Source organism: Neotabrizicola sp. VNH66 (genome assembly GCF_049445895.1).
Classification (GTDB): domain Bacteria; phylum Pseudomonadota; class Alphaproteobacteria; order Rhodobacterales; family Rhodobacteraceae; genus Pseudogemmobacter.
The window spans coordinates 1-26,822 of record NZ_JBMSDW010000013.1 but is presented as its reverse complement, the minus strand read 5'-3'; the positions used below and the strand labels follow the sequence as shown (position 1 = coordinate 26,822).

The 26,822-nt window shown below is 66.0% G+C and carries 28 protein-coding genes and 1 tRNA gene; 19 read left to right on the top strand and 10 right to left on the bottom strand.

Annotation, left to right across the window (positions count from 1 at the left end):
• Positions 1-79: 79 nt before the first annotated feature.
• The 3 genes from cobT (at position 80) to ACO2Q5_RS16860 (ending at position 4,298) form a co-directional block, all read left to right on the top strand.
• A complete protein-coding gene (cobT, locus tag ACO2Q5_RS16870) occupies positions 80-1,945 on the top strand; it encodes a cobaltochelatase subunit CobT (protein WP_423293185.1) in 1,866 nt (621 codons plus the stop codon).
• A gap of 76 nt (positions 1,946-2,021) precedes the next feature.
• Complete coding sequence (locus ACO2Q5_RS16865; protein ID WP_423293183.1) at positions 2,022-3,815, top strand: aminopeptidase P family protein; 1,794 nt, start codon at positions 2,022-2,024, stop codon at positions 3,813-3,815.
• A 351-nt stretch (positions 3,816-4,166) separates the two neighbouring features.
• Complete coding sequence (locus ACO2Q5_RS16860; RefSeq protein ID WP_423293181.1) at positions 4,167-4,298, top strand: hypothetical protein; 132 nt, start codon at positions 4,167-4,169, stop codon at positions 4,296-4,298.
• A 124-nt stretch (positions 4,299-4,422) separates the two neighbouring features.
• On the opposite strand, the gene ACO2Q5_RS16855 is transcribed toward ACO2Q5_RS16860, so the two are convergent.
• Both ACO2Q5_RS16855 and ACO2Q5_RS16850 read right to left on the bottom strand, forming a co-directional pair.
• Positions 4,423-4,605: a hypothetical protein gene (locus ACO2Q5_RS16855; RefSeq protein WP_423293179.1), complete on the bottom strand. Its 183-nt coding sequence runs from the start codon at positions 4,603-4,605 to the stop codon at positions 4,423-4,425.
• A 557-nt stretch (positions 4,606-5,162) separates the two neighbouring features.
• Positions 5,163-5,573, bottom strand: a complete 411-nt coding sequence (locus ACO2Q5_RS16850) for a SufE family protein (RefSeq protein ID WP_423293177.1) — start codon at positions 5,571-5,573, stop codon at positions 5,163-5,165.
• 116 nt (positions 5,574-5,689) lie between these two features.
• Here ACO2Q5_RS16850 and ACO2Q5_RS16845 point away from each other — a divergent pair, with 116 nt between their 5' ends.
• Complete coding sequence (locus ACO2Q5_RS16845) at positions 5,690-6,142, top strand: hypothetical protein (protein WP_423293175.1); 453 nt, start codon at positions 5,690-5,692, stop codon at positions 6,140-6,142.
• Positions 6,143-6,158: 16 nt separating this feature from the next.
• On the opposite strand, the gene ACO2Q5_RS16840 is transcribed toward ACO2Q5_RS16845, so the two are convergent.
• The 3 genes from ACO2Q5_RS16840 to ACO2Q5_RS16830 all read right to left on the bottom strand — a co-directional run bounded on the left by ACO2Q5_RS16840 (position 6,159) and on the right by ACO2Q5_RS16830 (position 9,204).
• Complete coding sequence (locus ACO2Q5_RS16840) at positions 6,159-6,809, bottom strand: DUF3885 domain-containing protein (protein WP_423293173.1); 651 nt, start codon at positions 6,807-6,809, stop codon at positions 6,159-6,161.
• Between the two features lie 9 nt (positions 6,810-6,818).
• Positions 6,819-7,976 carry a ribonuclease D gene (rnd, locus tag ACO2Q5_RS16835; protein WP_423293171.1) on the bottom strand — a complete coding sequence of 386 codons (1,158 nt, stop codon included), beginning with the start codon at positions 7,974-7,976 and terminating at the stop codon, positions 6,819-6,821.
• A 127-nt stretch (positions 7,977-8,103) separates the two neighbouring features.
• The gene (locus ACO2Q5_RS16830; protein ID WP_423293169.1) at positions 8,104-9,204 is read right to left on the bottom strand and encodes an NADH:flavin oxidoreductase; all 1,101 of its coding nucleotides are present in this window, start codon (positions 9,202-9,204) and stop codon (positions 8,104-8,106) included.
• Between the two features lie 96 nt (positions 9,205-9,300).
• Between ACO2Q5_RS16830 and ACO2Q5_RS16825 the strand changes: the two genes are divergently transcribed.
• Entirely contained in the window at positions 9,301-9,708 is a 408-nt protein-coding gene (locus tag ACO2Q5_RS16825; protein WP_423293167.1) for a winged helix-turn-helix transcriptional regulator, read from the top strand.
• A gap of 1 nt (position 9,709) precedes the next feature.
• Positions 9,710-10,087 (top strand): YbaN family protein, encoded by a 378-nt coding sequence (locus ACO2Q5_RS16820; protein WP_423293165.1) that lies wholly within the window; start codon positions 9,710-9,712, stop codon positions 10,085-10,087.
• Here the strand turns inward: ACO2Q5_RS16820 and purN are convergent.
• Positions 10,084-10,671: a phosphoribosylglycinamide formyltransferase gene (gene purN, locus ACO2Q5_RS16815; RefSeq protein ID WP_423293163.1), complete on the bottom strand. Its 588-nt coding sequence runs from the start codon at positions 10,669-10,671 to the stop codon at positions 10,084-10,086. The genes ACO2Q5_RS16820 and purN overlap by 4 nt on opposite strands.
• Positions 10,668-11,738 (bottom strand): phosphoribosylformylglycinamidine cyclo-ligase, encoded by a 1,071-nt coding sequence (gene purM, locus ACO2Q5_RS16810; RefSeq protein WP_423293161.1) that lies wholly within the window; start codon positions 11,736-11,738, stop codon positions 10,668-10,670. The genes purN and purM overlap by 4 nt, the downstream gene beginning before the upstream one ends.
• Positions 11,739-11,862: 124 nt before the next feature.
• Here purM and ACO2Q5_RS16805 point away from each other — a divergent pair, with 124 nt between their 5' ends.
• The 3 genes from ACO2Q5_RS16805 to ACO2Q5_RS16795 all read left to right on the top strand — a co-directional run bounded on the left by ACO2Q5_RS16805 (position 11,863) and on the right by ACO2Q5_RS16795 (position 13,836).
• Complete coding sequence (locus tag ACO2Q5_RS16805; RefSeq protein ID WP_423293159.1) at positions 11,863-12,774, top strand: diacylglycerol/lipid kinase family protein; 912 nt, start codon at positions 11,863-11,865, stop codon at positions 12,772-12,774.
• Positions 12,771-13,592 (top strand): metallophosphoesterase family protein, encoded by an 822-nt coding sequence (locus ACO2Q5_RS16800; RefSeq protein WP_423293157.1) that lies wholly within the window; start codon positions 12,771-12,773, stop codon positions 13,590-13,592. Before ACO2Q5_RS16805 ends, ACO2Q5_RS16800 begins: the two co-directional genes overlap by 4 nt.
• 168 nt (positions 13,593-13,760) lie before the next feature.
• Positions 13,761-13,836 (top strand) — tRNA-Ile (locus ACO2Q5_RS16795).
• 33 nt (positions 13,837-13,869) lie between these two features.
• On the opposite strand, the gene ACO2Q5_RS16790 is transcribed toward ACO2Q5_RS16795, so the two are convergent.
• Positions 13,870-14,052, bottom strand: a complete 183-nt coding sequence (locus ACO2Q5_RS16790; RefSeq protein ID WP_423293155.1) for a hypothetical protein — start codon at positions 14,050-14,052, stop codon at positions 13,870-13,872.
• A gap of 116 nt (positions 14,053-14,168) precedes the next feature.
• Positions 14,169-17,819, bottom strand: coding sequence for a vitamin B12-dependent ribonucleotide reductase (locus ACO2Q5_RS16785; RefSeq protein WP_423293153.1), 3,651 nt, complete (start codon positions 17,817-17,819; stop codon positions 14,169-14,171).
• Between the two features lie 614 nt (positions 17,820-18,433).
• Here ACO2Q5_RS16785 and ACO2Q5_RS16780 point away from each other — a divergent pair.
• The 7 genes from ACO2Q5_RS16780 to rarD all read left to right on the top strand — a co-directional run bounded on the left by ACO2Q5_RS16780 (position 18,434) and on the right by rarD (position 24,225).
• Positions 18,434-19,336, top strand: coding sequence for a DMT family transporter (locus ACO2Q5_RS16780; RefSeq protein WP_423293151.1), 903 nt, complete (start codon positions 18,434-18,436; stop codon positions 19,334-19,336).
• A gap of 62 nt (positions 19,337-19,398) precedes the next feature.
• Positions 19,399-20,673 (top strand): phosphopyruvate hydratase, encoded by a 1,275-nt coding sequence (gene eno / locus ACO2Q5_RS16775; protein WP_423293149.1) that lies wholly within the window; start codon positions 19,399-19,401, stop codon positions 20,671-20,673.
• Between the two features lie 55 nt (positions 20,674-20,728).
• Positions 20,729-21,481: a DUF695 domain-containing protein gene (locus ACO2Q5_RS16770; RefSeq protein WP_423293147.1), complete on the top strand. Its 753-nt coding sequence runs from the start codon at positions 20,729-20,731 to the stop codon at positions 21,479-21,481.
• Between the two features lie 163 nt (positions 21,482-21,644).
• A complete protein-coding gene (locus ACO2Q5_RS16765) occupies positions 21,645-22,148 on the top strand; it encodes a DUF1097 domain-containing protein (protein WP_423293145.1) in 504 nt (167 codons plus the stop codon).
• Positions 22,149-22,199: 51 nt separating this feature from the next.
• Positions 22,200-22,736: a pseudouridine synthase gene (locus ACO2Q5_RS16760; protein ID WP_423293143.1), complete on the top strand. Its 537-nt coding sequence runs from the start codon at positions 22,200-22,202 to the stop codon at positions 22,734-22,736.
• Positions 22,733-23,152 carry a cupin domain-containing protein gene (locus ACO2Q5_RS16755; protein WP_423293141.1) on the top strand — a complete coding sequence of 140 codons (420 nt, stop codon included), beginning with the start codon at positions 22,733-22,735 and terminating at the stop codon, positions 23,150-23,152. The genes ACO2Q5_RS16760 and ACO2Q5_RS16755 overlap by 4 nt, the downstream gene beginning before the upstream one ends.
• Positions 23,153-23,316: 164 nt before the next feature.
• On the top strand, positions 23,317-24,225 hold the full coding sequence (gene rarD / locus ACO2Q5_RS16750) for an EamA family transporter RarD (RefSeq protein ID WP_423293139.1): 909 nt from the start codon (positions 23,317-23,319) through the stop codon (positions 24,223-24,225).
• A 12-nt stretch (positions 24,226-24,237) separates the two neighbouring features.
• Here the strand turns inward: rarD and ACO2Q5_RS16745 are convergent, their stop codons facing one another.
• On the bottom strand, positions 24,238-25,215 hold the full coding sequence (locus tag ACO2Q5_RS16745) for a DUF808 domain-containing protein (RefSeq protein WP_423293137.1): 978 nt from the start codon (positions 25,213-25,215) through the stop codon (positions 24,238-24,240).
• 178 nt (positions 25,216-25,393) lie between these two features.
• Between ACO2Q5_RS16745 and gap the strand changes: the two genes are divergently transcribed.
• The 3 genes from gap to ACO2Q5_RS16730 form a co-directional block, all read left to right on the top strand.
• Positions 25,394-26,395, top strand: a complete 1,002-nt coding sequence (gene gap, locus ACO2Q5_RS16740; RefSeq protein ID WP_423293135.1) for a type I glyceraldehyde-3-phosphate dehydrogenase — start codon at positions 25,394-25,396, stop codon at positions 26,393-26,395.
• A 43-nt stretch (positions 26,396-26,438) separates the two neighbouring features.
• Positions 26,439-26,582 carry a hypothetical protein gene (locus ACO2Q5_RS16735; RefSeq protein WP_423293133.1) on the top strand — a complete coding sequence of 48 codons (144 nt, stop codon included), beginning with the start codon at positions 26,439-26,441 and terminating at the stop codon, positions 26,580-26,582.
• 104 nt (positions 26,583-26,686) lie between these two features.
• Positions 26,687-26,822, top strand: a 136-nt coding sequence (locus ACO2Q5_RS16730) for a glyceraldehyde 3-phosphate dehydrogenase NAD-binding domain-containing protein (RefSeq protein WP_423293375.1), incomplete at its 3' end; no start/stop codon positions are given.

The window sequence follows — 26,822 nt, the reverse complement described above, 5'->3', positions numbered from 1 at the left end:
TTTGCTCTCTGTGCGCCGGCTGCCGACAGGGGCCTTATCCTCCCTTGAACCCGCCTGCGCGCGGTGCGAAAGTCTGCTCATGTCAAAGCCCGCCGACAACCCCGCCGATCCGTTCAAGAAGGCCCTGGCCGAGGCCACCAAGGTCATGGCCGATGACCCGGAGATGACCGTCACCTATTCGGTCGATCCGCCGGGGATGAACAAGGAAGGCGTGCGCCTGCCGCAGGTCAGCCGGCGGCTGACCCGGGATGAAGTCTTGCTGGCGCGCGGCACCGCCGATGCCTTTGCCCTGCGGCGCAAGTTCCATGACGATGGCGTCTCGGCCCGTTATGCGCCCACGGGGCAGCTGGCCCGCGACATCTATGATGCGATGGAAACCGCCCGGTGCGAGGCGATGGGTGCGCGGGTGATGCCGGGCACCGCGACCAACATCGACGCGAAGATCGCTCAGGACGCCGACCGCAAGGGCTATGGCCAGATCACCAACAATGCCGATGCGCCCTTGCCGGTCGCGGCGGGCTATCTCGTGCGGTCGCTGGCCACCGGGCGCGACCTCCCGAAATCGGCGCAGAACGTGCTGGACCTGTGGCGCGGCTTCATGGAGGAACAGGCCGGCGGCACGCTGGAGACGCTGGACGATGTGCTGGCCGATCAGGCCGCTTTTGCCAAGCTCGCCCGCCGGGTGATCTCGGACCTCGGCTATGCCGATCAGCTGGGCGACGACCCTGACCAGCCCGATTCCGAGGATATGGGCGAGGACGCCGAAGAGGATCAGGACAACCCCGAAAGCGCGGGTGAGGATCAGGAGGGCGAAGAGGCCGAGGCCAGCCCCGAGCGGAGCCAGGACGAGCAGCAGGATCAGTCCGAGGCGCAGGTCCAGATGGAGGACAGCGCCGAAGTCGAGATGGGCGACGAGACGGAGATGCCCGAGGGCGAGGCCCCGCTGGAGCCGCCGCCCCCCGCGCCCTATTCCGAGGCGGATCCGAATTACACCGTCTACACCACCGATTTCGACGAAGAGATCAAGGCCGAGGATCTGGCCGAACCGGCCGAGCTGGAGCGGCTGCGCGCCTATCTGGACCAGCAGCTGGAGCCGCTGAAAGGTGCCGTGGGCCGTCTGGCGAACAAGCTGCAACGGCGGTTGCAGGCGCAGCAGAACCGCAGTTGGCTGTTCGATCTGGAAGAAGGCGTGCTGGATGCGGGCCGTCTGGCCCGCGTGGTGGCCAACCCGACGACGCCCCTGTCCTTCAAATGGGAAAAGGACACCGAATTCCGCGACACCTGCGTGACGCTGCTTCTGGACAATTCCGGATCCATGCGGGGGCGGCCGATCTCCATCGCAGCGATCTGCGCCGATGTGCTGGCGCGCACGCTGGAACGCTGCAATGTGAAGGTGGAGATTCTGGGTTTTACCACCCGCGCGTGGAAGGGCGGGCAAAGCCGCGAACGCTGGCTGGCGCAGGGCCGCCCGCAGCAGCCCGGCCGCCTGAACGACCTGCGCCACATCATCTATAAATCCGCAGATGCGCCGTGGCGCCGGGTGCGGCCCAATCTGGGGCTGATGATGAAAGAGGGCCTGCTGAAGGAAAACATCGACGGCGAGGCGCTGGAATGGGCACACCGCCGGATGCTGGCCCGGCCCGAGGCGCGCAAGATCCTGATGGTGATTTCCGACGGCGCGCCGGTCGACGATTCGACCCTGTCGGTGAACCCGGCCAGTTTCCTTGAGAAACACCTGCGCGATGTGATCGCCCTGGTCGAAAAGCGCCGCGCGGTGGAGCTGATCGCCATCGGCATCGGCCATGACGTGACCCGCTACTACCAGCGCGCCGTGACGATCACCGATGTGGAGCAGCTGGCCGGCGCGATGACCGAACAGCTGGCAAGCCTGTTCGACAAGGACCCGCGCAGCCAGAAGCGCGGTGCCTGGCGCAAGGCGGGCTAGAGGGGGCGCTGCCCCCGTCTCTGCCTGCGGCAGAGCCTCCCCCGGGATATTTTCAGACAGAAAATGAGGCTGCCCGATGTTCCAGACCTTTGAAAGCCATGCCTCGCCGGAACAGGGACCCGGGCGGCTGGCGGCGCTGCGGGCGGAACTGGCGCGGCGCGGTTTGGCGGGGTTTCTGGTGCCGCGGGCCGATGCGCATCAGGGCGAATATGTCGCCGCCCGGGATGAGCGGTTGCAGTGGCTGACCGGCTTCACCGGATCGGCGGGCTTTTGCATCGTGTTGCCGGATCTGGCGGGTGTGTTCATCGACGGGCGCTATCGCACGCAGGTGAAGGCGCAGGTGGACCTTGGCCATTTCACCCCAGTGCCCTGGCCCGAGGTCAAGGCGGGCGACTGGCTCCGCGATCATCTGGCAACGGGCGTTGTGGGCTTTGACCCGTGGCTGCACACCGCGGATGAGATCGCCCGTATCCGCGCCGCGCTGGAGGGCACAGCGGTCACACTGGCGGCGGTGGAGAATGTGGTCGATGCGATCTGGCCCGACCAGCCCGCGCCACCCGCAGGCCGGGTCTTCGTGCATCCCGACAGCCTTGCCGGCGACAGCCATGCGGCCAAGCGCAGCCGGTTGGCGGCAGAGCTGCGCGCGGCCGGGGAGCGGGCGGCGGTGCTGACGCTGCCGGATTCGCTGTGCTGGCTGCTGAACATCCGCGGCGCCGATGTGCCGCGCAATCCGGTGGTGCATGGCTTTGCCATTCTGGCCGACGACGGCACGGTGGCGCTGTTCTCTGACCCGGCAAAATTCGACGACGCCGTGCGGGCGCATCTGGGGCCGGAGGTCACGCTGGCGGGCCCCGAGGCATTCCTGCCCGCGCTGCTGGCGCTGATCGGGCCGGTGCGGGTGGACAAGACCACGGCGCCGCTGGCGGTGTCGGAAGAGCTGCGCGGCCGCGGGATAGAGGTTCGGTGGGGCGACGACCCCTGCCGCCTGCCGAAAGCGAAGAAGACCGCGGCTGAGATCGCGGGCATGCGCGCGGCCCATCTGCGCGACGGGGCGGCGGTGGTGGAGTTCCTGTGCTGGCTGGACCGAGAGGCGCCCGGCACCCTGACCGAGACACAGGTGGTGCGCGCGCTGGAAGGCTTTCGCCGGGCCACGAATGCGCTGCATGACATCAGTTTCGACACGATCTGCGGATCGGGGCCGAATGGCGCGATCATGCATTACCGGGTTACCGATCAGACCGACCGGGCCTTGCAGACCGATGAGCTGCTGCTGGTGGATTCCGGCGCGCAGTTTGCCGATGGCACCACCGACATCACCCGCACCGTGGCGCTTGGCGATCCGGGGGCAGAGGCGCGCGAGTGCTTTACCCGCGTGTTGCGCGGGATGATCGCGATTTCGCGCGCCCGCTGGCCGGTGGGCCTGTCGGGCCGCGATCTGGACCCCCTCGCCCGCTATCCGCTCTGGGTGACCGGGCGCGATTTCGACCATGGCACCGGCCACGGCGTCGGCGCCTTCCTGTCGGTGCATGAGGGGCCGCAGCGGATTTCCCGGCTGAGCGAGGTGCCGCTGGAGCCGGGGATGATCCTGTCGAACGAGCCCGGCTATTATCGCGAGGGCGCCTTCGGCATCCGGCTGGAAAACCTGATCGTGGTGCAGGAGGCCGCGCCCTTGGGTGACAACCGGCGGCAGCTGTCGTTCGAGACGCTGACCTTCGTGCCGTTCGACCGGCGGCTGATCCTTGTGGAGCAGTTGTCCGCGGAGGAACGTTCGTGGCTGGATGACTATCACGCCGAAGTTCTGGCCACGATTGGCCCGCGCGTCTCGGGCGCGGTTGCGGACTGGCTGACCGCCGCCTGCGCGCCGCTTTAGCGCGTTTTCAATCCGCCGGTCCGATGCCTCGGTGACGGGCTGAAAGGACCAGCCTTGCCAGTGGTTTGCCTGCCATCCGATGCAGAATGCAGACGAACGGCCCCAGCTGCTGAATTCGGCATAGCGGCTGAAGACGATGTCATAGCTGGCGCCCGGGGTCGGGTTGCCCACCAGATCGGTCAGCGGCGCGTCTTCGGACAGCCACATGCCCGCGCCCAGCCCGGTGGCACCCTGCAGCACCGCCAGCACCTGCCCGTCCGCGCCGGTGACGATGGTATTGCCATCCGTCTCGGTCAGGATGACCTGCCCGGTCCGCGCGGGCGCGGCCGATTTCATCGCGTCGAAGCTGTCATGGACGATCATCAGCCGGTCTTCGTCCGGGTTGAAATCGGTGATGGTGGTGGGGTCCAGCCCGGTGCCCGCATCAAGAAACAGCCGCACCCCATCGTCCCGGGTGCCCGTGGTGACGAGATCGCCGTGTGAGGCCGAGATGGCGTCGTTGCCCGCCCCGCCATCCAGTGTATCGGCATCGGTGCTGGTATAATAGGCCAGCCGGTCGGTGGCCGACGGGGAGCATGCGCCTTCCGACACGGTTCCGATCAGCACGTCATTGCCCGCGCGCGCCCGAGACGGAGGAAGCGCCGCCGATGCCGATGACCGTGTCATCGCCCACGCCCATATCCACCGGGCCGGAGAAGGCATTCACCACCGCCTCATCCGCGGCAGAGCCCTGATATTGCGCCGTTTCCGTCAAATGGACATGAACCGATTCCCCGCCGGTACCGCCCACGAACCTATCCGACGCCCCCCGGTGACCGAGGTGTTCTGCGCGTCGCCCAGCTCAATCCGGTCCGCGCCCTCGCCCCCGGTGACGGCATAGCCGTTGCCCGACAGCAGCAGCGTGTCATCGCCCGCGCCGCCCGTTACATCCAGCGGGGGGTGGTGTCTTCAGTGTCCCATCAGCTCGGTCGGGGATTGGATGGTCACGGTCACACCGGTCTCGGCCTCGACGGTGATCGTATCATCGCCCGCAGGCCCCGTCGAACATGCCGGTGGCATCGTCGGCCACGGTCAGCCGGTCATCGGCATCGGTCGCGCCATCCTATTCGTCCTTATCGCCCCCGGGGAAATCGGGGCCGTGGGATGTTTCCTCGTCAGGCCGGGAAAAGGTCTCAAGAATGGCCGCCCCGAACAGCAGCACCCCCATCACCAGCGGAAACAACATTTCCATAACAGCACCGATCCAATAAAATATTGTTCAATTTCAATATATCACAGGTCGAATTTCAAACAATCCGTGGGTTCGTGCACAATCCCGGCCGGCGCTGCGGAATCGTTTCCCGCCCCTCAGCGCATTGTGGCGGCGGTGTGGCGGATGCGGTCCACCATGGCGCGCAGCCCGTTCGACCGCTGCGCCGACAGATGGTCGTTCAGCCCCAGCCGCCCCAGTTCGGCCGCGGCATCGATTCTGCCCACCTCGGCCACCGGAACCCCGGCATAAAGCGCGTGCAGAATGGCGATCAGGCCGCGCACGATCATGGCATCACTGTCACCCTGAAAATCGAACCGCCCCTGCGCCACCTGCGGCCGCAGCCAGACCTGACTGGCACAGCCTTCGACCTTGTAGGCAGGCACCTTGAAACTGTCGTCCAGCGGCGGCATGGCGCGGCCCAGTTCGATCACATGGCGGTAGCGGTCTTCCCAATCGTCCAGAAACTCCAGCGTCTCGGCGATGTCCTCGAAAGCTTGGGTGGCCATGGCGGTCTCCTTTGGGCCTTGGGTAATCCCGCAGCGCCCGAAGGTCCAGAGCGGGAAACGGGCGCTTTTCAAAGCCTGCCCTTTGGGCTAGCCAAGAGGGGACAATGGAGTGCCCGATGATCCGCCAGATTGCCACCCTTGCCCTGATCGCGGCCCTTGCCGGTTGCGGCGCCGTCCGTGACAGCAAGCTGAACCCGTTCAACTGGTTCGGCGCGTCCGCCCCCGCCGAAAAGGTGGTGCTGCCGGAAAAGCCTGCCGATCCGCGCGGGCTGGTGCAACAGGTGGTCACGCTGGTGATCGAACCCATCCCCTCGGGCGCGATCGTGCGCGCGACGGGCCTGCCGCCGACCCAGGGCTACTGGAATGCCGAGCTGGTCGAGGCGCCTGCGGATGGCTCGGGTCGTCTGGTGCTGGAATTCCGCATCTTCCCGCCGGTGGGCAGCGCCGATGTGAACACGCCGCAATCGCGCGAGGTGACGGCGGCGATCCATCTCTCCAACGTCAAGCTGCGCGATGTGCGCGAGATCGTGGTGCAGGGCGAGCTGAACGCGCGGGCGGTGCGGCGGTAGGGGCGGCGATAAACGCCTAAGCATCCCGAGAATTGGTGTCCGGGTCGGCAAACATGGCATCCATCAATGGCCGGTCATGGTCGAGAAGCCAGGAATTGAACTTTTCGTAGCTGGGGCGAAGCAGCTCCGGCTCGACAGCCGCAGCATCCATTCCCCTGTCGTCATAGACAACGAGCATGACGCCGTTCGTCAGATCCATGATGTAGCTACCGGCAAGAACGGGGAAGCGCGGCGAAATGGGCATCTCATTGGCAACCGAGGCCCAGAGAAACGGCAGAATCTGGCTGTCATCATTCCGGATGTCGAACGTCCAGATGAAGCGGTACCAGCCTTCGGCCGCGTTTTCCAGATCGTTTGAATCTCTCGGGGGAGGACGAAAAGATTGGGCGTCTGCGATCTGAACTTCGGTGTCACCGAGTGCTTGCCTTAGTTTCGCTGGGATTGCCGGGGTCAGACGTCGCCCCATGTAGCTGGTTGCGACTGTCAAACGATCAGCCTTGGCAAACAGGGCAGAGGCGACAGCCCGTGCGCGATCCATTGCTTGAAGAAAACGCCGCGGTCCCATTGGCAGTTCGCCACCGAGTTCAAACCTCAGCGCAAACTCAGCCTCGTAGAACAGTGGGCGGGGAAAATCGACCCATCCGAAGACTTGCGTGAGCCGCTGCAATGCCCCCCCCTACAGCCGCACCACCCGGACTTCCGTCCCTTTGGCCGACAGCGCGATTTCGCCTTTGCACAGTTTCAGCGCGTCTTCGCCAAAGGCTTCGCGGCGCCAGCCTTTCAGCGCCTCGCCCTCACGCCCGCCTGCGGCGATGGTGTCCAGTTCCGCGGACGAGGCGATCAGACGGGGCGCGACGCCCAGCTGTTCGGACTTCGCCTTCAGGAGCACCCGCAGCAGATCGGCCAGCGCGCCATTCACCTGCGGGGCGTCCTGCGGGTGGTCGACCTTGGGCATATCCTCGGGCTTCATCTCCTGCCCGGCCTTGACCGCAGCCAGAATGCCCTCGGCGATCTCGGGCTTGCGGCCTTCGCGCAGAAGAAGGCGCGACCGCCCGAGCTCTTCCATATTCGAAGGCCGGGTGGAGGCCAGCTCCAACAGCGCGTCGTCCTTCATCACCCGCGACCGCGGCACGTTCTGCGCCTGGGCATAGGTCTCGCGGAATTTGGCCAGTTCCTTCACCACGGCCAGAAACCGGCCCGAGGTGGTGCGGGTCTTGATCCGGAGCCAGGCCTCATCGGGATGGACGGTATAGGTCGCCGGATCGGTCAGGATCGCCAGCTCTTCCTCGACCCAGGGGCCGCGGCCGTTCTTCTTCAGCTGCGCGGCCAGCCATTCGTAGATCACCCGCAGATGGGTGACATCGGCCAGCGCGTAATCCTTCTGCGCCTCGCTCAGCGGGCGGCGTGACCAGTCGGTGAAGCGGCTGGTCTTGTCGAGATTGGCCTTGGCGATCCGCCGCACCAGCGTTTCATACCCGGCCTGCTCGCCAAAGCCGCAGACCATGGCGGCGACCTGCGTGTCGAACAGGGGCTTCGGAAAGACACCGCCTTCGACGAAGAAAATCTCCAGATCCTGCCGGGCGGCGTGGAACACCTTGACCGTGCCTTCGTGGCGGAAGAGGTCATAGAGCGGTTCCAGCGACAGGTCCTCGCCCTCGATCGGGTCGACCAGCACCGCCTCGCCGTCCTTGCCCGGCAGCGCCATCTGGATCAGGCAGAGCTTTGACCAATAGGTGCGTTCGCGGAGGAATTCGGTGTCGAGCGTGACGTAGGGGGCGGCCTTCGCGGCCGCACAAAAGGCGGCCAGGTCTTCGGTCGTGGTGATCGTGCGCATCGGCGTCTTTCGCTGGCCTCAACAGGCATCACGGGGGTATCCCGCCTCACCGTTCTACGGGTGGTGAAGCGGGATGGAAACCCTTTGCCCTGTGCAGTCCCGCCGATTCAGGGGAAAAAACCGCGATTCAGACCAGTTCGGCCAGGTCGGCAGCATTGAAACCCGCCAGCGGGGCGCCGGTCTGCACCTTCTGCACCCAGGCGGGATCGCTGATCAGGGCGCGGCCCACGGCAATCAGGTCGAACTCCTCGCGTTCCATCCGGCGGATCAGATTGTCCAGCGGCATGGCCTGCGACCCCTGCCCCGCGAAGGCCGCGAAGAATTCGCCGTCCAGCCCGACCGAGCCCACACTGATCGTCGGCTTGCCGGTGATCTTCTTGGCCCAGCCCGCGAAGTTCAGCCCCTCTTCACCATCAAGCTCCGGATATTCCGCCACCCAGAACCGCCGCTGCGAGCAGTGGAAGACATCCACCCCGGCCTCGGACAGCGGCAGAAGCCAGTCCTCCATCTCGGCGGGCGTGGCGGCCAGCTTCACCTTGTAATCCTGCTGCTTCCATTGCGACAGCCGCAGGATCAGCGGGAAATCCGGCCCGATGGCGGCACGCACCGCCTTCACCACTTCGACGGCAAAGCGCGAACGGTCGCGGATCGTCGGCCCACCCCAGCGGTCGCTGCGCTGGTTGGTACCGGACCAGAAGAACTGGTCGATCAGATAGCCATGGGCACCATGCAGTTCGGCCACGTCAAAGCCCAGCCGTTTGGCATCCGCCGCGGCGCGGGCAAAGGCGGCGATCGTGTCGGCGATATCCTCTTCGGTCATTTCCTTGCCGCGGGGATCCCCCGGACCCACAAGGCCCGAGGGGCTTTCGACCGGCTGCTCCGGCTCCCATCCCGCGCGGGTGGACCCGGTGTGCCAGATCTGCGGCCCCATCCGGCCGCCTTCGGCATGGACGGCATCGATCACCTGCTTCCATCCGTCCAGCGCGGCGCCGTGGAAGAACGGAATGCCGGGCAGGTTGCGCGACACCGGCCGGTCGATCACCGTACCTTCGGACAGGATCAGCCCCACGCCGCCTTCGGCGCGGCGGCGGTAATAGTCCACCTGCGCCGCACCGGGCAGACCGCCTTCGGCCTTGGCGCGGGTCATGGGCGCCATGACAATGCGGTTGGGCAGGGTCAGCCCCTTGATCGTCAGCGGGCGGAACAGCACATCGGTGGCAGAGGTCATCGGTTACTCCTTTTCTGCGTTGCGGAATAGGTATAACTTAGAGACCTGGTGTCAATGAGGCACCTGAACAGCACCAGGTCACCCGGAGGTAACCGCATGAATGTGAGAGAGATGCCGTCGCTTCATGCCTCGGTCTGGGATCAGAGCTGCAATGCGCATTTCCACGCCGAATGCCCGACGCGGGAACTGTTCGACCAGATCGTCGACAAATGGTCGGTCATGGTTCTGGCCGTGCTGGAGCGGGAGCCGCAGAGGTTCAACGCCATCAAACGCGGGCTGGAGGGCGTATCGCAGAAATCGCTGACCCAGACCCTGCGCCGGCTGGAGCGGAACGGGCTGGTCATCCGGCGTGTGCTGGCCACCTCGCCCGTGGCGGTGGAATATGCGCTCAGCGATCTGGGCCAGACGCTGCTGCCGCCGTTCCGCAGCCTGTATCATTGGGCCAAATCCGCGATCCCCTCCGTTCAGGCCGCCCGCCAGCAATTCGACGCGCGGGATCTCTGACATGCGTCAGCCGGTGATCCGGGCCTTGTGGCTCATGGCGGGGCTTCTGGCGCTGGCGCTTGGCATACTGGGGGCGTTCCTGCCGCTCTTGCCGACGACACCCTTCGTCATTCTGGCCGCCGCCTGCTTTGCCCGCTCGTCCGAGCGGTTGCATGGCTGGTTGCTGTCGCATTCGGTCTTTGGCCCGGCGATCCGCGACTGGCAGCAACACCGGGCGATTTCGCGCCGGGGAAAACGGGCAGCACTGATCGCCATGGCCGCGGTCTTTGTGCTGAGCTTTGTCCTGGGGGTGCGGGGCTGGATTCTGGCCGCGCAGGGCGCCGTCCTGCTGGTCACCGGCAGCTGGATCGCCACCCGCCCCGACGCGCCACGCGGCTAAAGGACAACCGGCGTCCGGTCTCCGGCCGCGTAACGGCGCAGCACCGCAGGATACAACCGGTGCTCCTGCACCAGAACGCGGGCGGCCAGCGTGTCTGCGGTGTCCCCCGGCAGAACCGGCACCCGCGCCTGCCCCAGAAGCGGGCCATCATCCAGCACGGCCGTCACCTCATGCACGGTGCACCCGGCCTGCGTATCGCCCGCGTCCAGCGCGCGCTGATGGGTGTGCAGGCCCGGATATTTCGGCAAAAGCGAGGGGTGGATGTTCAGCATCCGCCCTTCGAACCGCGACACGAAACCCGGCGTCAGCACCCGCATGAAGCCTGCAAGGCACAGGATATCCGGCTCGGCCGCTTCGATATGCTGCAAAAGCGCAGCCTCGAACGCGCCGCGATCCTTGCCAAAGGGCTTGTGGTCCACCGCCGCAGTGGCAATGCCCATCTCGGCGGCCTTGGCCAGCCCGCCCGCCTTAGGATCGTTGGATGCCACCAGCACGGCCCGCGCCGGATGGTCGCCGGTCATCGACCGGACCAGCGCCACCATGTTCGACCCGCCCCCGGAAATCAGGAGGGCGACACGCTTCACAGCAGGCGGCCCTTGTAGATCACGGTCGTGCCCTCGGCGGTGGCGGGGACGATGCGGCCAAGCCGTGCGACGGTTTCACCCGCCGCGGCCAGCAGCTTTTCGATCTCATCGGCGCGGTTCGGTTCCACCGCCAGCATCATGCCGATGCCGCAGTTGAAGGTCTTCAGCAGTTCCGGCTCGGACATATTGGCGGTCTCGGCCAGCCAGCGGAACACCGGCGGCAGGGTCCATGCGCCAAGGTCGATCTCGCAGGCCAGCCCCTCGGGCAGGATGCGCGGCGGGTTTTCGGTGATGCCGCCGCCGGTGATATGGGCAAGGCCATGCACGCCACCCGCCCGCACCGCCGCCAAGGCCTGCTTCACATAAAGCCGGGTCGGCGCCAACAGCGCCTCTCCCAAAGTTCCTTCGGAGAAGGGCGAGGGCGAATCCCAGCCCAGCCCCGACAGTTCCACGACCTTGCGGACAAAGGAATAGCCGTTGGAATGCACCCCGTTCGAGGCAAGGCCCAGAAGCACGTCGCCCTCGGCCACATCCTTCGGCAGATCGGCCCCGCGTTCCATCGCGCCCACGGCGAAACCGGCAAGGTCGAAATCGCCCTTGTGATACATGCCCGGCATCTCGGCCGTCTCGCCGCCGATCAGGGCACAGCCCGAGGCGGCACAGCCCGCGGCGATGCCTTCGATGATGCGGGTGGCCTGATCGACCTCCAGCTTGCCGGTGGCGAAATAATCCAGGAAGAACAACGGCTCAGCGCCCTGGCAGACCAGATCGTTCACGCACATGGCCACAAGATCGACGCCGATCGTGTCCACATTGCCGGTGTCGATGGCGATGCGCAGCTTGGTGCCCACGCCGTCGGTGGCGGCCACAAGGATCGGGTCATTGTAGCCCGCGGCCTTCAGGTCAAAGAGCGCGCCGAAACCGCCCAACCCGCCCATCACGCCGCTGCGGCCCGTGGCCTTGGCCGCCGGTTTGATGCGGTCCACAAGGCGGTTGCCCGCGTCGATGTCCACGCCCGCCTCGGCATAGGTCAGCCCGTTGTGACCCGTCACCTGACCCTTGCTCATCGCCCGCCTCGCCCTGACTGCTGGTGTCGCCGGTCCCATAGACGCTTTGCTTGGGCTTAGCAACAAAGCCGGGAACCGGGCGGGCCGCTTTTGCGTTTGGCCCCCGGACCCAACGGAACGGATCATGCCCGACACGCCCATTTGCGTCATCGCCAACGCCGGTTCGGGCAAGAAGGGCGCCGCGCGCATTCATGCGCTGGTCGAACCCCTGCGCGCCGCCGGGCTGAACCCCGAGGTGCGGCTGATCCGCCATGGCGCCCGGCTGACGGCAGAGGCGGAACGCGCCCGGAACGAGGGCTTTGCCACGATTGTGGCCGCAGGCGGCGACGGCACGGTTTGCGCCGTGGCACAGGCGCTGGCCGGCAGCGAGGCGGTGCTCGGGATCATCCCTCTGGGCACGTTCAACTTCTTTGCCCGCAGCCTTGGCCTGCCGGAAACCGCCGAAGCGGCGGTTGAGGCCCTGATTCATGGCCAGGTCGAAAGCGTCGCCGCGGCCGAGGTGAACGGGCGGCTGTTTCTGAACAACGCCAGTCTGGGCCTTTACCCCGCGCTTCTGGAAAAGCGCGAAAAGGTCTATGCGAAATACGGAAGGTCCCGCTGGGCGGCCTATTGGTCGGCGTTGCGCACATTGACCACCTATGACCGCCCCTCGCGCCTGCGGATCATCACCGATGGCCGTGCCACCCATCTGCGCAGCCCGATGGTCTTTGTGGCCCAGAATGCCTATCAGCTTGAGCAATACGGGCTGCAGGACGGGGTGGATCTGATCCGGCAGGGCAAGCTGGCCGTCTATGTCGCGCCCGAACTGCGGCGCTGGCAGGTTCTGGGCTTTTCGATCCGCATGTTCCTGCGCGTGGCACGGCCCTACCGCGACTTCACGCTGGAAGGCGCAACCGAGGTGGAGATCGAGACCCGTGCGCCCCGCCGCACCATCGCCCGCGATGGCGAGCGCGAGAAGATGCAGGCGCCCTTCCGCTTCCGCGCCCTGCCCGCTGCCCTGCGGGTGATCGTTCCCTCCGGCACGGGGGCCGCATGACCGGACGCATCGTCCATCTGTCCGACCTGCATTTCGGCACCGAACGCCCGGGCCTGGACCGCGCCCTGGCGGCCGAGGTCACCCGGCTGCGCCCGGATATCACCGTGATCTCGGGCGATCTGACGCAGCGGGCGCTGGCGGGACAATATCGTCAGGTGCGGGGCTTTCTGGCCGCCCTGCCCGGCCCGGTCCTGTGTATTCCGGGCAATCATGACATGCCACTCTACAATCTCGCGGCGCGGATCTTCTGCCCCTTCCGGGCCTTTCGCCGGTCGGTCGCACGTGATCTGGAGCCGATGCTGGAAACCCCGCGGTTGCGGGTGATCGGCATGAATACCGCCGACCCTTGGGTCTGGCAGCGTGGTCTGGTGCGCGAAGCCTCGCTCGATCTGGCCTGCACCCGGCTGTCGCAGGCGCTGCCCGGGCAATTGCGCGTGGTGGCGATGCACCATCCGCTGCACCAGCCGCCCGAGACCGGCAAGGCGCCGATGGCCGGCGCCGCGCTGGCCGCACAGGCGCTGGCCGAGGCGGGGGCGGATGTCATCCTCTGCGGCCACCTGCACCAATGGGCCGCGGCGCCCTATGCCCTGCGTGAGGGCGGACGCACCATGCTGGCCGTGCAGGCAGGCACCGCCCTGTCCACCCGGCTGCGCGGAGAGGAGAACGACTTCAATCTCATCGACTTCGACGGTGGACGGGTCACCGTCACCCGCTTCACCAGCCCGGGGCAATCGCCCGGTTTCGCCGCGGCTGGCACCACGGTATTTTCCCAGCCCGACCTTGCCCGCGGCTGGCGCGCCCATTTGCCGCCGGAGTGAACCCGGGAACCCGTGGATGCGGTCCGCATAGGGTGCCGTTGACGCGAACCGGCGAATATGGACCCGTGCTGTGCCCCTCGGTCCGGTCTTCCGCTTCCGCACACGAACCGGAGCCTTGACCGTCCTGTCCCCTGTGCTAATCCCGTTCCCGCAGGGCGCGCGCCTGGCGGGCCTGTAGCTCAATGGTCAGAGCAGGGCGCTCATAACGCCTTGGTTGGGGGTTCAAGTCCCTCCGGGCCTACCACGGCGCGCCCTGCCTTTGCCGATCAGAAGCTGTTCAGGCGTCGTCTTCCGGCAGGCTCGGCTCTTCCACGTCGCTGACCGCGCGTTCGCGCCGTGCAGGTGCCGTATGCGGCGCGTGGACCTGCGATATGTCCAGTTTCTGCCCGGCCTGTTTCTGGGTCTTGCGTTTGGTTTCAAGATCGGTCGGCGGCTTCGGATCACGGGGCATATCGGGCATGTTCACCTCCACACAGGTTTGCCAATTTGCCAAGACAAACGCGGGCCGCGCGGAGTTTGTTCCGCCCGCCCCGCGCCGCGGGGTGCCTCAGGCACCCTGCCCGTTCCGCCTTCTCCTCAGCTGCAGCCTGTGGTGCCGCCGCAGGTGTTGCACTTCAGACAGGTGCCGTTGCGGACCAGCGTGTAGTTGCCGCATTCGCCGCAGGGGTCGCCGGTGTAGCCCTGCATCTTGGCCTTGACCCTTGCATCCGCGGTGGCCACGCCCAGCGTGAAGCTGGAGGCTGTTTCGGCAAAGCCCGCAACCCGCGCCTCGCCACCATGCCCGCTCAGCCCCGCAGGATTGCCCTGAAACGCCATCAGTTCCTGCGGCATCCGTTTGCGCAGATAGCCGGTGGAGCTGATGGATTTCAGCAGTTCTACCGACTTGGTGGCCGCGGTGTCGCTGACGTCGCCGATGTTGCGCTTGCCCTCGGCATCGCCGCGGCCAAGGTCGTCAAAGGCGGTGCCGGTCGGTGCCACATGGGCCAGATCGGTGCGGTCCAGATAGCTGATCGCCAGTTCGCGGAAGATATAGTCCAGGATCGAGGTGGCGTTCTTGATGCTGTCGTTGCCCTGCACCATCCCAGCGGGTTCGAACCGGGTGAAGGTGAAGGCTTCGACGAATTCCTCAAGCGGAACACCGTATTGCAGGCCGACGCTCACCGCGATGGCGAAGTTGTTCATCATGGCACGGAAGCCCGCGCCTTCCTTGTGCATGTCGATGAAGATTTCGCCCAAGGAGCCGTCGGCATATTCGCCGGTGCGCAGATAGACCTTGTGGCCGCCGACAATCGCCTTCTGGGTATAGCCCTTGCGGCGTTCGGGCAGCTTCTCGCGGTGGCTGCGGACGATTTCGCGGACGATCACCTTTTCCACGATCTTCTCGGCGATGACCTGCGCCTTTTCCTGCGGAGTCCCGGAGGCGAGAATCTCTTCCGCCTCCTCATCCTCTTCCACAAGGGCCGAGGCGAGCGGCTGGCTCAGCTTCGATCCGTCGCGGTAGATCGCATTGGCCTTGATGCCCAGCGAATGCGACAGCTCATAGGCGGCCAGAACCTCGGGGATCGTCGCCGCATTGGGCATGTTGATCGTCTTGGAAATCGCGCCCGAGATAAAGCTTTGCGCCGCGGCCATCATGTGGATATGCGCCTCGACCGACAGGAACCGCGTCCCCTTCTTGCCGCAGGGGTTGGCGCAGTCGAACACCGCCAGATGCGCGGGCTTCAGCCAGGGCGCGCCCTCCAGCGTCATCGTCCCGCAGACATGGTCATTCGCCGCATCGACCTGCGCCTTGGTGAATCCCAGATGGCGCAGCAGGTCGAAGGTCGGGTCCGACAGTTTTTCCGCCGGGATGCCTAGGGTCTGCTGGCAGAAATCCTCTCCCAGCGTCCATTGGTTGAAGACGAAGCGGATGTCGAAGGCCGAAGGCAGCGCGGCCTCGATCTTCTCGATCTCGCGCGGGCCGAAACCATGGCCCAGAAGGGCGGTGTGGTTCACCCCCGGCGCCTGCGCCAAGGACCCGTGGCCCACGGCATAGGCCACGATCTCGGCCACCTGATGGCCGGGATAGCCCAAGGTCTCCAGCGCGGCGGGCACCGACTGGTTGATGATCTTGAAATAGCCGCCGCCCGCCAGTTTCTTGAACTTCACCAGCGCGAAATCCGGCTCGATCCCGGTGGTGTCGCAATCCATCACCAGCCCGATCGTCCCGGTGGGCGCGATGACTGAGACCTGCGCATTGCGGAACCCGTGGCGTTCGCCCAGGGTCAGCGCCTCGTCCCAGGCCGATTTCGCAAGGCTGACCAGCACCGGATCGGGGCAGTTCGCCTGATCCAGCGGCACCGGGGCGACGTTCAGCCCCTCATAACCGCTGTGGCCCCATGCGGCGGCACGGTGGTTGCGGATCACCCGCAGCATCTGATCGCGGTTGCGGGCATAACCGGCGAACGCACCCAGTTCGCCCGCCATCTCGGCCGATGTGGCATAGGAGATGCCGGTCATGATCGCCGTCAGCGCGCCGCAAAGGGCGCGGCCCTCGGTCGAATCGTAGCCCAGCCCCATGTTCATCAACAGGCCGCCGATATTGGCATAGCCCAGCCCAAGGGTGCGGAAGTCATAAGAGCGTTGCGCAATCTCCTTGGACGGGAACTGCGCCATCATCACGCTGATCTCCAGCGTGACGGTCCAGAGCCGGGTCGCGTGGATATAGCCCTCGGCATCGAAGCGGCCTTCGCGGAAGAAGGTCAGCAGGTTCATCGAGGCCAGATTGCAGGCGGTATCGTCCAGGAACATATATTCCGAACAGGGGTTCGATCCGCGGATCGGCCCGTCCTCGGGACAGGTGTGCCAGCTGTTCACCGTGTCATGGAACTGGATGCCGGGGTCCGCACAGGCCCATGCGGCATGGCCCACATCGGCCCAAAGGTCGCGGGCCGAAACCGTCTTGGCCACCTTTCCATCGGTGCGGCGGATCAGTTCCCACGGCAGGTCTTCGCGGACGGCGCGCAGGAAGGCATCGGTCACCCGCACCGAATTGTTCGAATTCTGGCCCGAGACGGTCATATAGGCCTCGGAATCCCAGTCCGTGTCATAGGTCGGAAATTCGATCGAGGTGAAACCCTGCCGCGCATATTGCAGCACACGGTTCACGTAAGTGTCCGGGATCATCGCCTTTTTCGCATCGCGCAGGCTGCGCTTCAGCGCGGGGTTCTTGGCCGGGTCCACCGCATCTTCGGACGAACCGTCCCAGGCGCGGATCGCGGCGAAGACCTCGTTCAGCCGCAGCTCGTGCATCTTGGAGCCGGCCACCAGCGAGGCGACCTTCTGTTCCTCGATCACCTTCCAGTTCACGAAGGCCTCGATATCGGGGTGATCCATGTCCACGATCACCATCTTCGCGGCCCGCCGCGTGGTGCCGCCGGATTTGATCGCCCCCGCCGCCCGGTCGCCGATCTTCAGGAACCCCATCAGGCCGCTGGATTTGCCGCCGCCCGACAGCCGTTCATTTTCGGCCCGCAGCGAGGAGAAATTGGTGCCGGTGCCCGAACCGTATTTGAACAGCCGCGCCTCGCGCACCCAAAGGTCCATGATCCCGCCTTCGTTCACCAGATCGTCGGCGACGGACTGGATGAAGCAGGCATGCGGCTGCGGATGTTCATAGGCCGACTGCGATTGCACCAGACGGCCAGAGGCATGGTCCACGTAGAAATGCCCCTGCCCCGGCCCGTCGATTCCGTAAGCCCAGTGCAGGCCAGTGTTGAACCATTGCGGGCTGTTCGGCGCGGCCATCTGCCGGGCCAGCATGAAGCGCATCTCGTCGAAATAGGCGCGGGCATCGGATTCGGCGGTGAAATAGCCGCCCTTCCAGCCCCAATAGGTCCAGGCGCCGGCCAGCCGGTCGAACACCTGCTTCGCACTGGTTTCCCCGCCAAAGCGCGCCTCGGGCGGCAGCTTTGCAAGGGCATCCTCATCGGGGACCGAGCGCCACAGGAACTCCGGCACGCCCTTCTCGCGCAGCTTCTTCAGCACCGCCGGCACGCCCGCCTTGCGGAAATACTTTTGCGCCAGCACGTCCGAGGCGACCTGGCTCCAGCCTTCGGGGATTTCCACCGCCTCATTGCGGAAGACGACCTTGCCGTCGGGATTGCGGATTTCCGACGCAGTGGTCGCAAAGGCCATGGACCCGTAGGCGCCAGCGGCCTCGGTGGTGAACTTCCGTTCGATCTTCATCTGCCTCAACCCCGTTTGTTTGCCCGGCCTCTGCCCCTGCGGGTGGTCCGGCTTCCTGTCCCCGGCGCCTGCCCGGCCGCACAGGCGACAATGCCCCGTTGCCCTGCCGCATCAAAAGGCAGGACCGTCAAAGCCTGTGATGGCTGCGGATCGGAGCATTTCTGCGCTGCGCGACACCATATATGGTGGGCATTCACGTCACGGTGACAAACTGTCGGATCATCCCCGGTGCCGCAACAGGATTCTTCCAATCATCCACAGTTTCATTCGCACTCCTGAATGCCGCCCGCAGTGGACAATCCTGTGGACAACCGCTGAAGCAGTTTGTGAACAACGCATGATTTGCCCGGCATCGCCGCCCCTTGGACGCAGCCGCTCAGGCTTTGGTCAAAGCAAGGCGGCGCCGTGGGCCGCGTGAATCGGCCGCATGCTCCGCCACAGGGGATGGCACAAAGGACACGGGATCAATGCTCCGCTACGGGCACAGCCCTCGGCTCATGCCCTCTCTCGCCCCCAGAGTGAGTCGCCGCCCGCCCCGCCTTGCCGCCCGGGGGCCAATCCGCTAGGCCTCTAAGGCCCGGTCCCGATGGTCCGCGCCCCGGGGGGAAGCCAGAATGACCGACCGCAGCGAAAACACCCGCGCCGCCCTGTGGATGGTCGGCTCGATGGCCGCCTTCGCGGTCGAGGACCTGTTCCTGAAGCGCGCGGCGGCCGACATGCCGCCCGGTCAGGTTCTGGTGATCAACGGGCTGATCGGCGGCACGATCTTTGCCCTGCTGGCGCTGCGCCGGGGGGAACAGCCGTTCTCGCTGGCGGCCTTTCGCGGCCATGCCCTTGCCCGCAATCTGGCTGAGGCGGTGGCGGCACTGCTGTACATCCTTGTGCTTGCGCTGGCGCCTTTGTCCTTTGCCGCCGCCCTTTTGCAGGCGTTGCCGCTGATGGTGACTGCGGGGGCCGCACTGTTCCTTGGCGAAACCGTGGGCTGGCGGCGCTGGACCTCGATCCTTGTGGGGCTGGTCGGCGTGATGATCATCCTGCAGCCGTGGAACAGCGGCTTTGACGCCATCGGCCTTGCCATGCTGGCCAGCGTGGCCGCGGTGGCGGTGCGCGACCTTGTGACACGGCGGATGCCCGCCACCACCGGCTCGATGAGCCTGTCGTGCTGGGGCGTCTATGCCTGCGTGCCGGGCGGCGTGGTCCTGATGATCGCCCGGGACGAGGCGCTGATCCTGCCCGGCGGGGGCGCCTCGGCCGGGCTGGCCGCGGCCATCGTCTTCGGCTGCATCGGATATTACATGGTCGTGGCCGCCATGCGGTTGGGCGAGGTGTCTGTCGTGGCCCCCTTCCGCTACACCCGTCTGGTATTCTCGGTCCTTCTGGCCGTGGTCTTCCTGGGCGAACGTCCCACGGCGGCGGTGATGCTGGGCGCGGCCATCGTGACCGCCTCGGGTCTTTATGTCCTGTCGCGCGAACGAAAGCGCAAGGCCGGGCTTCCCCAATCCGGCGCGGGCGGCTAAAGGGGGCGCGGGACAGGCCCTTCCCGCGACAGACCCCATAACGTCAGCACCCGGAGCCCCAGATGAGCACCATCATCGACATTCACGCCCGCGAGATTCTCGACAGCCGCGGAAACCCCACCGTCGAAGTCGACGTGGTTCTGGAAAGCGGGGCCATGGGCCGCGCGGCCGTTCCCTCGGGCGCCTCGACCGGCGCGCATGAGGCGGTGGAAAAGCGCGACGGCGACAAGTCGCGTTACATGGGCAAGGGCGTGCTGGAGGCCGTCGCCGCCGTCAACGGCGAGCTGGCCGAAGAGCTGGTCGGCTATGACGCCACCGAACAGGTCGGCATCGACCGCACCATGATCGAGATGGACGGCACCCCGAACAAGTCGCGCCTTGGCGCCAACGCCATCCTCGGCGTCTCGCTGGCCGTGGCCAAGGCCGCCGCGGAATTCTCGAACCAGCCGCTTTACCGCTATGTCGGCGGCACCTCGGCCCGCGTCCTGCCGGTTCCGATGATGAACATCATCAACGGCGGCGAACATGCCGACAATCCGATCGACATTCAGGAATTCATGATCATGCCGGTCGGCGCGGAGAACATCCGTGACGCCGTCCGCATGGGCTCGGAAGTGTTCCACACGCTGAAGAAAGAGCTTTCGGCGGCGGGCCTCTCGACCGGCATCGGCGATGAGGGCGGCTTTGCCCCCAACCTGTCGTCCACCCGCGTGGCGCTGGATTTCATCCTGAAGGCCATCGAAAAGGCGGGCTATGCCCCGGGTGAGGACATCTTCCTTGCCCTCGACTGCGCGTCCACCGAATATTTCAAGGGCGGCAAGTATGAGATGAAGGGCGAAGGCCTGTCGCTGTCGTCGGAAGAAAACGCCGACTATCTGGCCAAGCTCTGCGGGGATTACCCGATCATCTCCATCGAAGACGGCATGGCCGAGGATGACTGGGCGGGCTGGAAGCTGCTGACCGACAAGCTGGGCGGCAAGGTTCAGCTGGTGGGCGATGACCTCTTCGTGACCAACCCCCGCCGTCTGGCCGAGGGGATCGAGAAGGGCGTGGCGAATTCGATGCTGGTGAAGGTCAACCAGATCGGCACCCTGACCGAGACGCTGCAGGCGGTGGAGATGGCGCATCGCGCCCGCTACACCAACGTCATGTCGCACCGCTCGGGTGAGACCGAGGACAGCACGATTGCCGATCTGGCGGTGGCGACCAACTGCGGCCAGATCAAGACCGGCTCTCTGGCCCGGTCGGACCGGCTGGCGAAATACAACCAGCTGATCCGGATCGAGGAAATGCTGGGCGAGACCGCCGAATTCGCGGGCCGCTCGATCCTGAAGTAAGCGTTTGCGGCGGCCCTGACCGGCCGCCGCTTTCCCCTGCGCAAGGGTGTGACCGATGACCGAAACCGCACGCCCGCCCGAGAACTGGGTCAATTACCTGACCGTGCTGGACGATCAGCCCGCCATGATCTCGGTCGATGCGGGCTGGATCGGCGCGCTTGGCCATGGCGATGCGGAAACGCTGCTGGTGCTGGAAGTCGCACAGAAGCACTCCGCCCGGGGCGAGATCGTCGCCCGTGCCGAACTGCCTGCCCTGCAGGAACTGGCCGAGGCGATCCGTGAGGCGCTGCCCGGGGATTACGCCCATCTGGTCGCCCGCAGCTACGGCGGCGGCAAGATGGCGCTGTACATCTACACCCCGCATCCCGACGATATTCTGGCCCTTGTGGACGAAGCGCTGGAGGACAGCGACTATGACCACGCCAGCCATGAGCGGCAGGACAGCGACTGGTCCTATTACCGCGATGTCCTTTATCCCGATGAGGTGGTCTGGCAGAACATCTCGAACGCGGACCTCTTGGAGAAGCTGCGGGCGCATGGCGACGACGGCACCACGCCGCGGCGGATCGACCACCGCGCGCTGTTTGCCGACCGGATGCTGGCCGGCGATTTCGCGGCCCGCATGGGCGAGATCGGCCATGAGATCGAGGCTTTCACTGATCATGACGACCCCGAACTGCCGGTCGCGGTGGAGTTCTGGCGCGAAGATGCACCGGCCGAGCTGAACCCGCTGACCGAGGCGGTGATCCGCATCACCGCCGAATATGGCGGGCGCTATGACGGCTGGGGCACCATGGTCGTGGCCTGAGGCCCGCGCTGCGCCTGCATCTACGACCATCGCGCGCGGGATGTTCCGGCCCCGTTCGCGCCCCGTTCACGGTCGTAGAGACCTTGGTGCGATTGTTCCGCCCGCTTTGTCAGGGAACCCTTCCCCCGCGCCACAAAGGCGTTTTCCGAAACGGGAGGGACACATGCACATCATCACCGCACTGGCGGTCTCCATCGGCGCGCTGGCCGCTGTCGCCACTTATCTGTGCCTTGGCACGCCGCTTGGCCTTCAGGTCTGGGCCCTGTTCATCGGCTGGGGCAGCTTCTACCACACCGGCGGCAAGGCCGAGGGGCTGACCAAATCCGTGATCAACCATGCCTGGGGCGTCGTGGTCGCCAGCGTCGCGTTGATCGTGGTGGGCACGGTCGCGGGTTCGGTCGCCGTCACCTCCGTCATCGTCGGCGTCTCGGTCGTGGTGCTGGTCATGGGGGCGCATCTGCCGCAGCTGGCGACGATTCCGGCAGCGGTCTATGGCTATGCCTCGACCGCGGCCTTCTGCCTGCTGACCGGCGTGGCCATCGGAGAGCCTGCGGCCACGCTGCGAGCCGCGGCGCTGGTCTTCGCCTCGCTTCTGGTGGGGAACCTCTTCGGGCTGGTGTCCGAAAAACTGGCCGGCGCCATGGCGCGTAAGGCGGCCAGCGCCTGACGGCGGCACGGGGCTATTCCCCGGCGGGCGCGGGCCTGCTAGACCCGCGCCATGCCGCGCACGATCCTTCTGAACAAACCCTATGACGTGCTGACCCAGTTCACCGACGATCAGGGCCGCCCGACGCTGGCCAATTTCGTCCCGGTCAAGGGCGTCTATCCCGCCGGGCGGCTGGACCGCGACAGCGAGGGGCTCTTGGTGCTGACCGATGACGGCCGGTTGCAGGCCCGGATTGCCGATCCGAAGCACAAGACCGAAAAGACCTATTTCGCGCAGGTTGAGGGCATCCCCGATGCCGCCGCCCTGTCCGCGCTGGAGCAGGGCGTCACGCTGAAGGATGGCCCCACCCTGCCCGCCCGTGCCCGCCTTGTGCCCGCGCCCGGCTGGCTTTGGCCCCGCGTGCCGCCGATCCGGGTGCGGCAGGCGATCCCCGACAGCTGGCTGGAACTGACGATCCGCGAGGGGCGCAACCGGCAGGTGCGCCGGATGACCGCCGCCGTGGGACACCCCACGCTGCGGCTGATCCGCTGGCGGGTGGGCGACTGGACGATTGCGGGGCTGAACCCCGGCGACTGGAGGGACGCATGACCGAAGCGCAACGCCTGATCGACAGGCTGGCCCTGCAGCCCCACCCCGAAGGCGGCTGGTATCGCCAGACCTTGAAGGGACCCGAGCGGGAGGGCCGCGCCTCGGGCACCGCGATCCTGTTCCTGTTGCAGGCGGGAGAGCGGAGCCACTGGCACCGCGTCGATGCCGATGAAATCTGGCTCTGGCATGCCGGGGCGCCCTTATGCCTGTCGATGGGTCTGGACCGCGCACAGGACCAGACCCTTGGCCCCGACGTGCTGGCCGGGCAAAGCCCGCAACTGGTGGTCCCCACCGGCTGGTGGCAGGCCGCCGAAAGCCTTGGCGCCTTCACGCTGGTGTCCTGCACCGTCAGCCCCGGCTTCCGGTTTGAAGGGTTCGAACTCGCCCCGCCCGGCTGGAGCCTGCCACCGGGCTGAGCCGCCCGCGTGCGCCGCCATGCAGCAACCGGGGTTTTCGCCGGAGATGCCGCGCTCATGCGCCAACTGGCGGTCCTGCATATGCGCGCCTGTTGCGCCCCGTGCATTGTGACGGGCACAACTTCGCCGTGGCGCCGCTTTTCCGGGCGGGCTAGGAACCGGGGATGACCCAGAACGCCCCCTCTGCCCCGTCCCCCACCCCGGCGGGTGACAGCCTGTCCGGATTCCTGTTCGCGCTGTCGGCCTATCTCCTCTGGGGGTTCCTGCCGCTGTATATGAAGCAGCTGGCAGCAATTTCTCCGGTCGAAGTGGTGGCCCATCGGGTGATCTGGTCAATCCCAGTGGCGCTGGCCGTGCTGGTCTGGCTGGGCCGCACCGCCGATCTGAAAACCGCGCTGACCACGCCGCGGATTCTGGCCATGGGGGTGGTGACGGCGGCGCTGATCTCGGTCAACTGGGGGATCTATGTCTGGGCCATCGGCGCGGGCCATGCGCTGGACGCGGCGCTTGGCTATTACATCAACCCGCTGTTTTCCGTCTTCCTTGGCGCCGTTCTGCTGCGCGAGCGGCTGCTGCCGCTGCAATGGGCGGCCATCGCGCTGGCGGTGGTGGGTGTGGGCCTACTGACATGGGAGGCGGGGCAACTGCCGGTGATCGCGCTGTCGCTGACGCTGACCTGGGGATTCTACGCCTATTTCAAGCGCAGCCTGCCCATCGGCCCCAATCAAGGCTTCGCGCTGGAGGTGCTGCTGTTGCTGCCGCCCGCCGTGGGTCTGTTCTTGTGGTTTGCGCTGACCGGGACCGGCCATTTGCTGACCGGCCCGGCGGCAGATACCTGGCTGCTGATGGGCTGCGGGATCGTCACCGCAGGGCCGCTGATGCTTTATGCCAATGGGGCCAAGCGGTTGCGGCTGTCCACCATCGCCATGATGCAGTATATCGCACCGACGCTGATCTTCCTGACCGCCGTCTTCGTCTTTGATGAGCCGTTCAGCATGGGCAAGCTGGTGGCCTTCGGCTTCATCTGGGCCGGGCTGGTGATCTTCACCCTGCCCGTCCTGCTCCGCCGGTGAGGCAGGCGGGGCCTAATGCCCCGCGGCCTTGCCCTTGCCCGTCACCGCCCGCCACAGCGGTGCGATGATCCGGGTGGCCACCGGGATCAGCGCCGTGCCGATGATCAGCCCCGCCACCCCGTCCAGCGCCGCGGTCACCGCCCAGGCCACAAAGCCCTGCGCCTGCCCGACCGCCGCCGCCACATTTTCCGCGATGTGATGGATCGTCTCATAGGGCCAGGCCCAGAGATGCGTCACCTCCAGCCCGTGCAGCACGATATTGCCGCCGACCCAGAGCATCGCCGCCGTGCCCACCACCGACAGCACCCGCAGCAGCACCGGCATCCCCTTCACCAGCCCGCGGCCAAGGCTGCGGGTCGCACCAAGCCGCCCCTCGGCCGCCAGATGCAGGCCGATGTCATCCATCTTCACGATCAGCGCCACCGCACCATAGACCGCAACGGTGATCGCAATCCCCACCACCGCCAGAACCGTGCCCTGCATCCAGATGTTCGGCTCTTCGATCACCGACAGCGCGATGGTCATGATCTCACCCGAAAGGATGAAATCGGTCTTGATGGCCCCGGCGATCTTTTCCTCTTCCAGCCGGGCCGGATCCTTCGGATCCATATCCGCGGTCACCTCGGCATCGGCATGGGGGAACAGGGCATGAAACACCTTCTCCGCCCCCTCAAAGCACAGATAGGCACCGCCCAGCATCAGCAAAGGCGTGATCGCCGCCGGCAGAAAGGTTTGCAACAGCAGCAGCGCCGGCAGCAGGATGATGATCTTGTTCCGGAGCGAGCCGAGCGAGATGCGCCAGATGATCGGCAGCTCCCGCTTGGGCGAAAAGCCTGTCACATATTTCGGCGTGACCGCGGCATCGTCGATCACCACGCCCGCGGCCTTGGCCCCCGCTTTGGCGGCCGCCGCCGCCACATCATCGACCGAGGCCGCCGCCACCTTGGCAATCGCTGCCACATCATCCAGAAGCGCCAGAAGTCCGCTCATCCCCGATCCTCAAACCGCCTGTCCGGCGACCATCATTGCCGGATTCCGCACCGCGGCGAAAGTGGTTAGCGCAAACATCTGAAGTTTGCGCTAACATCATGATATAGCGGGGTTTTCAGACTAGGCATACAAAGGCATACGGTTTATCCGCACCATGGGAATCAACGCGGAGGCCATCATGACCATCACCGTCGGTATCAACGGGTTCGGGCGCATCGGGCGCTGCACGCTGGCGCATATCGCCGAATCGAACCGGAACGACGTGCAGGTCGTGGCCATCAATGCGACGGGGCCGGTGGAAACCAATGCCCATCTCCTGAAATACGACTCGGTCCATGGCCGCTTTCCCGGCACGGTGAAGGTCACCGACGGCGGGCTGGATCTGGGCCGCGGCCCGATCCGCATGATGTCGACCTACAACCCGGCCGAACTGGACTGGGAAGGTGTCGATGTCGTGCTGGAATGCACCGGCAATTTCAACGAACGCGACAAGGCCGCCGTGCACCTCGGCCGCGGCGCCAAGCGGGTTCTGGTCTCGGCCCCGGCCAAGAATGCCGACAAGACCGTAGTTTACGGCGTGAACCACCGCAGCCTGACGCCCGAGCATCTGGTGGTGTCGAACGGATCCTGCACGACGAACTGCCTCGCTCCGCTGGCCAAGGTGCTGAACGATGCCGTGGGCATCGAATCCGGCATCATGACCACGATCCACAGCTACACCGGCGACCAGCCGACGCTGGACCGCCGCCACAAGGACCTGTACCGCGCCCGCGCCGCCGCCATGGCGATGATCCCCACCTCCACCGGCGCGGCGAAAGCCCTGGGCGAGGTGCTGCCGGAACTGAAGGGCAAGCTGGACGGTTCGGCCATCCGGGTGCCCACGCCCAATGTCTCGGCCGTGGACCTGACTTTCATCGCCGCGAAATCGGTGACGGCGGAAGAGGTGAACCAGATCGTGCGTGAGGCTTGCGCGGGCTATATGGGCATGGTCATGGCCTATGATCCGGAGCCGAAAGTCTCAATCGACTTCAACCACACGCCGCAATCCTCTATCTTCGCCCCGGACCAGACCAAGGTTGTGGGCCGTTCCGTTCGCGTTCTGGCGTGGTATGACAACGAATGGGGCTTCTCTTGCCGCATGGCCGATGTGGCCGGTGTCATGGGCCGCCTGCTGAACTGACGGGACCCCGGCGGGGCCCTGCCGCCTGCCGAAAGGGCCCCCGGTGACCAACCACGTCGCGCTGATCCTGCTCCTGCTTCTGGCCGCCGCCGGTGCGGCCGATTATTTTGCCAATGATGCGCAGGCCATGCTGTTCCTTGCGCGGCGCTTCCTCCACCTGATCGACTGGGTCGTATTCTGGCGATAGCTTTCTGGCGCTGAGCCTGCCAGACTGCTGTTGCAATTTGCGCGGCTTTGGCGTTGTTAGCGCTAGCACACGCGCAAGGACACCGCAGCACCGGAGGTAAGGGCATGGTCGTCAAGGTTGCCATCAACGGATTTGGCCGGATCGGGCGCAATGTATTGCGGGCGATCATCGAATCGGGGCGCACGGACATTGAGGTCGTGGCGCTGAACGATCTGGGCCCGGTCGAGACCAATGCGCATC